This is a genomic window from Hyalangium sp., assembly GCF_035629615.1.
Lineage (GTDB): Bacteria > Myxococcota > Myxococcia > Myxococcales > Myxococcaceae > Hyalangium.
On sequence record NZ_DASPHO010000198.1, the window covers coordinates 1 to 4,748 of the forward strand.

Below are 4,748 nucleotides of genomic sequence, written 5' to 3' on the forward strand. Positions count from 1 at the left end.
CCAGGGGACGTGGAGCGCGGTCCACGACAGCGGGGCGGCCGGGGCGAGCTGGGGCACCCTCACCTGGAACCAGGAGGCGCAGGGCGCGACGCCCGCGGGCAGCCTCATCACCGTGGCCGTGAGGGCGGCCGACACCAGCGCGTCCCTGGGCTCGCAGGCCTTCGCGCAGGTGGTGAGCGGCCAGGAGTTCGCCGGGATCCAGGGCCGCTTCATCGAGGTGCTTGCCACGCTGCGCGCGGTGAACTTCAGCGGCGATCCGGTGCTCAGCGATCTGGCGATCTTCTCGGGCAACCACGCGCCGGAGGCTCGGTGCCTGGCACAGGATGTCTGCGCGGGCCCGGCGTGCACCGCTCAGGCGAGCGTGAACGAGGGCTCCTATGATCCAGACGGGGACGCCCTCTCCCTGGCCCAGTCGCCCGCGGGCCCGTATGCCATCGGCCAGCAGGCGGTGAGCCTCACGGTCTCCGATGGCTTCGAGAGCGACAGCTGCTCCGCGAGCGTGCGCGTGCGTGACTGCGAGCCGCCCTCCATCACCTGCGGGCCGCCGGTGCAGGCGGAGTGCACGGGGAACCAGTCGGCCACCGTGTCGGCGGGTGGGGCGGATGCGACGGACGCGTGCTCCACGGTGGGGGTGAGCGGGCCAGGGCTGGTGTCCTATCCGCTGGGCACCTCCTCCGTCACGTACACGGCGACGGACAGCGCGGGGAACGAGGCGGCCTGCACCACCGAGGTGGAGGTGCGGGACACCCTGCCTCCGACGATCTCCTGTCCGGCCCCCTCCACCGCCGAGTGCGTGGGGGGCAGCGCCTCGAACAGCGAGGTCGGCACCGCGAGCGCCACGGACGTGTGCTCTCCGGTGGACGTGCAGGCTCCCGGGCTGGCCAGCTTCCCGCTGGGCACGGTGGCGCTCACCTGGTCCGCGGCGGACACCTCTGGCAACGCGGCGACGTGCTCCTCGTCCTTCACCGTGGAGGACACGCAGCCGCCGACCCTCGCGATCAATGGCGAAGGAGCGGTCGCGCTCGACTGCGGCACCACCTTCGTCGATCCGGGCGCCACCGCGATCGACTCGTGCCAGGCGAACGTGAGCAGCCGCGTGACGATCTCCGGCACGGTGAACTCCAGCCAGGCGGGCACCTACGTGCTCACCTACGGCGCCACGGATTCCTCGGGCAACACCGCGGTGCCGGTGACGCGCACGGTGACGGTGGCGGGCGGCCAGGGGCTGAGGATCGCGCTCAACGGCCTCAACCCCATGCCGCTCGAGTGCATGCGGGACTGGTACTCCGAGCCAGGCGCCACGGCGGTGGATGGCTGCTCCGGGGACATCTCCGGCTCCATCACCATCCAGCACCCGTTCATCGACTCGGCCCGGCCGGCTACCTACTCCGTCACCTACCGCGCGGCGGACAGCGGTGGCAACGTGACCACCGCCGTGCGCGAGGTCCACGTCCAGGACACCCTGGCCCCGGAGCTCTACCTGAACGGTGCCACCAGCCTGCGCCTGGAGTGCAAGGTGGACACCTTCACCGAGGTGGGCGCCACTGCCCAGGATCTGTGCTCCGGCAACCTCACGAGCTCCATCACCGTCACGGGCACGGTGGACACGAACGTGGCGGGCGCCTACCCGCTGAGCTACCGCGTGCAGGACGGCCGCGGCCTGGCGGCGGAGAAGGTGCGGGACGTGCGCGTGGTGGACACGCGCCCGCCGCGGATCACCCTCCAGGGCTCGTCCGCTCCGGTCATGGAGTGCTCGCGGGACGGCTTCATCGCCCTGGGCGCCTCCGCCGAGGACCTGTGCGCCGGAGACATCACCCACCGCATCACCATCTCGGGCACGGAGAACATCGTCGCGCCGGGCAGCTACCCCATCACCTACAACGTCATGGATCCCTCCGGGAACGCGGCCGAGAGCGTCACCCGCAGCGTCACCGTGAGGGACACCCAGCCGCCCGTGGTGACGATCCTCGGCGAGACCCTCATGACGCTGGAGTGCGGCGTGGACACGTACACCGAGCTGGGCGCCACCGCGTATGACGCGTGCCAGGGAGACATGACGAGCCAGCTGAACACCTATGGCAACGGCGCAAACGCCAACGCCGTGGGCTCGTACAGCATCCAGTACGGCGTGTGGGACGCGTCCGGCAACACCACCATGGCGCTGCGCACGGTGAAGGTGGTGGATCGCCTGCCGCCCACGCTCACCCTGGTGGGCGCGGCCACCGTGCAGCACGAGTGCGCCAGCGCTCCCTACGTCGATCCGGGCGCCACCGCGGCGGACGCGTGCTACGGCGATCTGACCCGCTCCATCACCACCACGGGCAGCGTGAATGCCTGGGGCCGCGGCAGCTACACCCTCACCTACAACGTGCAGGACAGCACGCTCCTCAAGCCCACGCCGGTGACGCGCACGGTGCAGGTGGTGGACACGCAGGCACCCACGATCGAGTACCGGGAAGTCACCCTCTGGCCAGCCGATCAATCCCTGCGCACCTTCTCGCTGGCGGACTGTGTCACCGCCAGTGACACGTGCGACGGGTACGCGCTCGTCAACAACGGCACCATCATCTCCATCTTCAGCGACGAGTCCGAGGATGCGCCGGGCAGCAGCGACGGCAGCACCCTGGAGGACATCGTCATCACGGGCAGGAGCTCCTTCAAGGTCCGCGCCGAGCGCCAGGACGAGGGGGACGGCCGCGTGTATGGCGTGGCCTTCGAGCTGAAGGATCAGACGGGCAACGTCCGGCCCGGCCTCTGCCGGATCCGCGTGCCGGCCACCGAGAGCGGGACGGCCACCGACAGCGGCGCGAGTGCGGGCTACACGGTGGTCGCGCCGCCGCCCGAGCAGCCTCTGGCCCACCGCACCTCGCCGTAGCAGCGGGCGCGGCTCCAGCGCTGCTCGCGGAGGAGAAGCCCCCGAGCGCCTCGCTGCGCTCGGGGGAGTGCGCTCCCAGCGGCCCGTGCTCAGTTGCAGCTGACGTCGTTCATGACGTTGAACGGCTCGCCCGCGGCGACGGGGGCCTGGGGGCTGCTGGTCGGGCACACGGAGGCGAGCTGTCCATCCGAGGAGGAGATCAGCCAGGTGTCGGGCTGATCTCCGTTCGGATCGTTGTCCACGTCACCGGCGCCATAGGCCAGGAAGTCCCAGTTCTCCAGGGAGCCGAAGATGCCGGCGCTGGTGCTCAGGCCGTTCTGGGTGGCGCGGCTCCCCCAGGTCGCGCTGGCCACGGGGACCGGTGAGAAGACGGGCGGGAAGCTCTGGAACTTGAAGGTGTCCGCGCCGATGCAGGTGTCCTCGTCGTGCGGGGTGACGTCCAGGCTGCCGCGGTCCTCGAAGGAGGAGCATGCGTTCTCCAGGTGGTAGCTGTAGCGGTTGCCTCGCTCGGGATTGAAGCCGCTGGAGCGGATGGGAGTGGTGGGCCGGTGCTGCTGGGTCCGCAGGCCGGTGAAGAGGCTCTTGAGGTTGACGCCCACCTCGGACTGCCGCGCCCGCGCCTGGAACCGCACGAAGTTGGGAATGGCGATGGCGGCCAGGATGCCGATGATGGCCACCACGATCATCAGCTCGATGAGGGTAAAGCCGTAGCGTTGACGACGCTTCGTCATGGAGTGCTCCTTGTCGCTGAGGGGGAAGTGCTGCGAAGGAGCGGAAGAGCAATCAGCAGGCCACGCGACAGGAAGCGTGCGCGCACACGATTGCGCGGAGTTGGCGCGTGCACGCGGCGCGACCAGCGACGAAGCAGGGCACTCGGTGACGCGCTTGGGCAGTCACTGCCGGGCGGCGACGCGCGCGATCCACGCTCAGGTGTTCAACGCAACCCTTTTCAGGAGCACAGCACAGCAGAGAACTGGGGTGCGACTTCCGGTGCGCCCTTCATGAGAACAAGGGTTCTGCCATGAGGTGGGACCCTATCCGCACGCACCTCACACTTTCCTGAATTTCATATAAAGCGCGAAATAAACTGCTTGCCTGTCTCTGCCTAAAAGGGAAAATTGCGGGTGGGCTGTGCAGATTCAGTTTCGGATAGGCGACGGTGGCGCGGAGTCTGGGGACCCCGGGTTGCGCCCACATCGCCGACTGCGAGTGAATCCCTCAGTCCTTGAGAAGACGTATTGGGATGCCGAGCACTTTGTTCTTTCGACTTTCAAGCCGTGGGGGATGTTCCGTATGAAACTCAAAGGCGTATGGGGAGTTTCGCTGGTGTTGGCCGCAGTCCTGGCCAGCGCCTGCGGCCAAGAGGAGACTGCGCCATTGCCCGAGCTGACCCCGGCTGCGGTGCGTGCGACCCGCCAGGAAGTCCGCAGCTCCAACAAGGTGCTGATTCTGGGCTCTACCGTCAACGGTGGGATCGACAGCCGCGAGGCTCAGGCCGCGCTGGCCTACGCGCCGCCCGGCGTCGTGGTTGACGTGGTGACGCCTGCTCAGTGGCGGCTGATGAGCGCCACCCAGTTCATGTCCTACCGCGCCATCGTCATCGGCGATGCGGCCTGCACGGCCGGTGAGGCCGCGTTCCAGGCCGCGATCGACACTCGCGCCACCTGGGGAGCCATCGTCGATGGTGATGTGGTCATCATCAGCACGAACGTGAGCTCCAACAATGCGCCCCAGATCGTGGAGAACGGGATCCGGGATGTCATCAGCAATACCCTCCAGTATCGAACGGGCATGTACATCTCACTGGGGTGCGCCTACCAGAGCGCCCCGGCCAATACGCACGTTGCGCTGCTGGAGCCGTTCGGCGAGTTCA

The 4,748-nt window shown here is 68.5% G+C and carries 2 protein-coding genes and 1 pseudogene; 2 read left to right on the forward strand and 1 reads right to left on the reverse strand.

Annotated features, from left to right (window positions below; all coding sequences use genetic code 11):
- Positions 1-2,875, forward strand: a 2,875-nt coding sequence (locus VD972_RS10035; RefSeq protein ID WP_324984484.1) for a DUF5011 domain-containing protein, incomplete at its 5' end; no start/stop codon positions are given.
- 89 nt (positions 2,876-2,964) lie between these two features.
- Here VD972_RS10035 and VD972_RS10040 read toward each other — a convergent pair.
- Positions 2,965-3,606: a prepilin-type N-terminal cleavage/methylation domain-containing protein gene (locus VD972_RS10040; protein ID WP_324984496.1), complete on the reverse strand. Its 642-nt coding sequence runs from the start codon at positions 3,604-3,606 to the stop codon at positions 2,965-2,967.
- A gap of 646 nt (positions 3,607-4,252) precedes the next feature.
- Here VD972_RS10040 and VD972_RS10045 point away from each other — a divergent pair.
- Positions 4,253-4,748: pseudogene (locus tag VD972_RS10045) on the forward strand (hypothetical protein); the annotation flags it as partial.

What these genes read in the sequence shown, in the direction of transcription:
- VD972_RS10040 (WP_324984496.1), bottom strand. Translation starts at nt 3,606, where the DNA reads ATGACGAAGCGTCGTCAACGCTACGGCTTTACCCTCATCGAGCTGATG.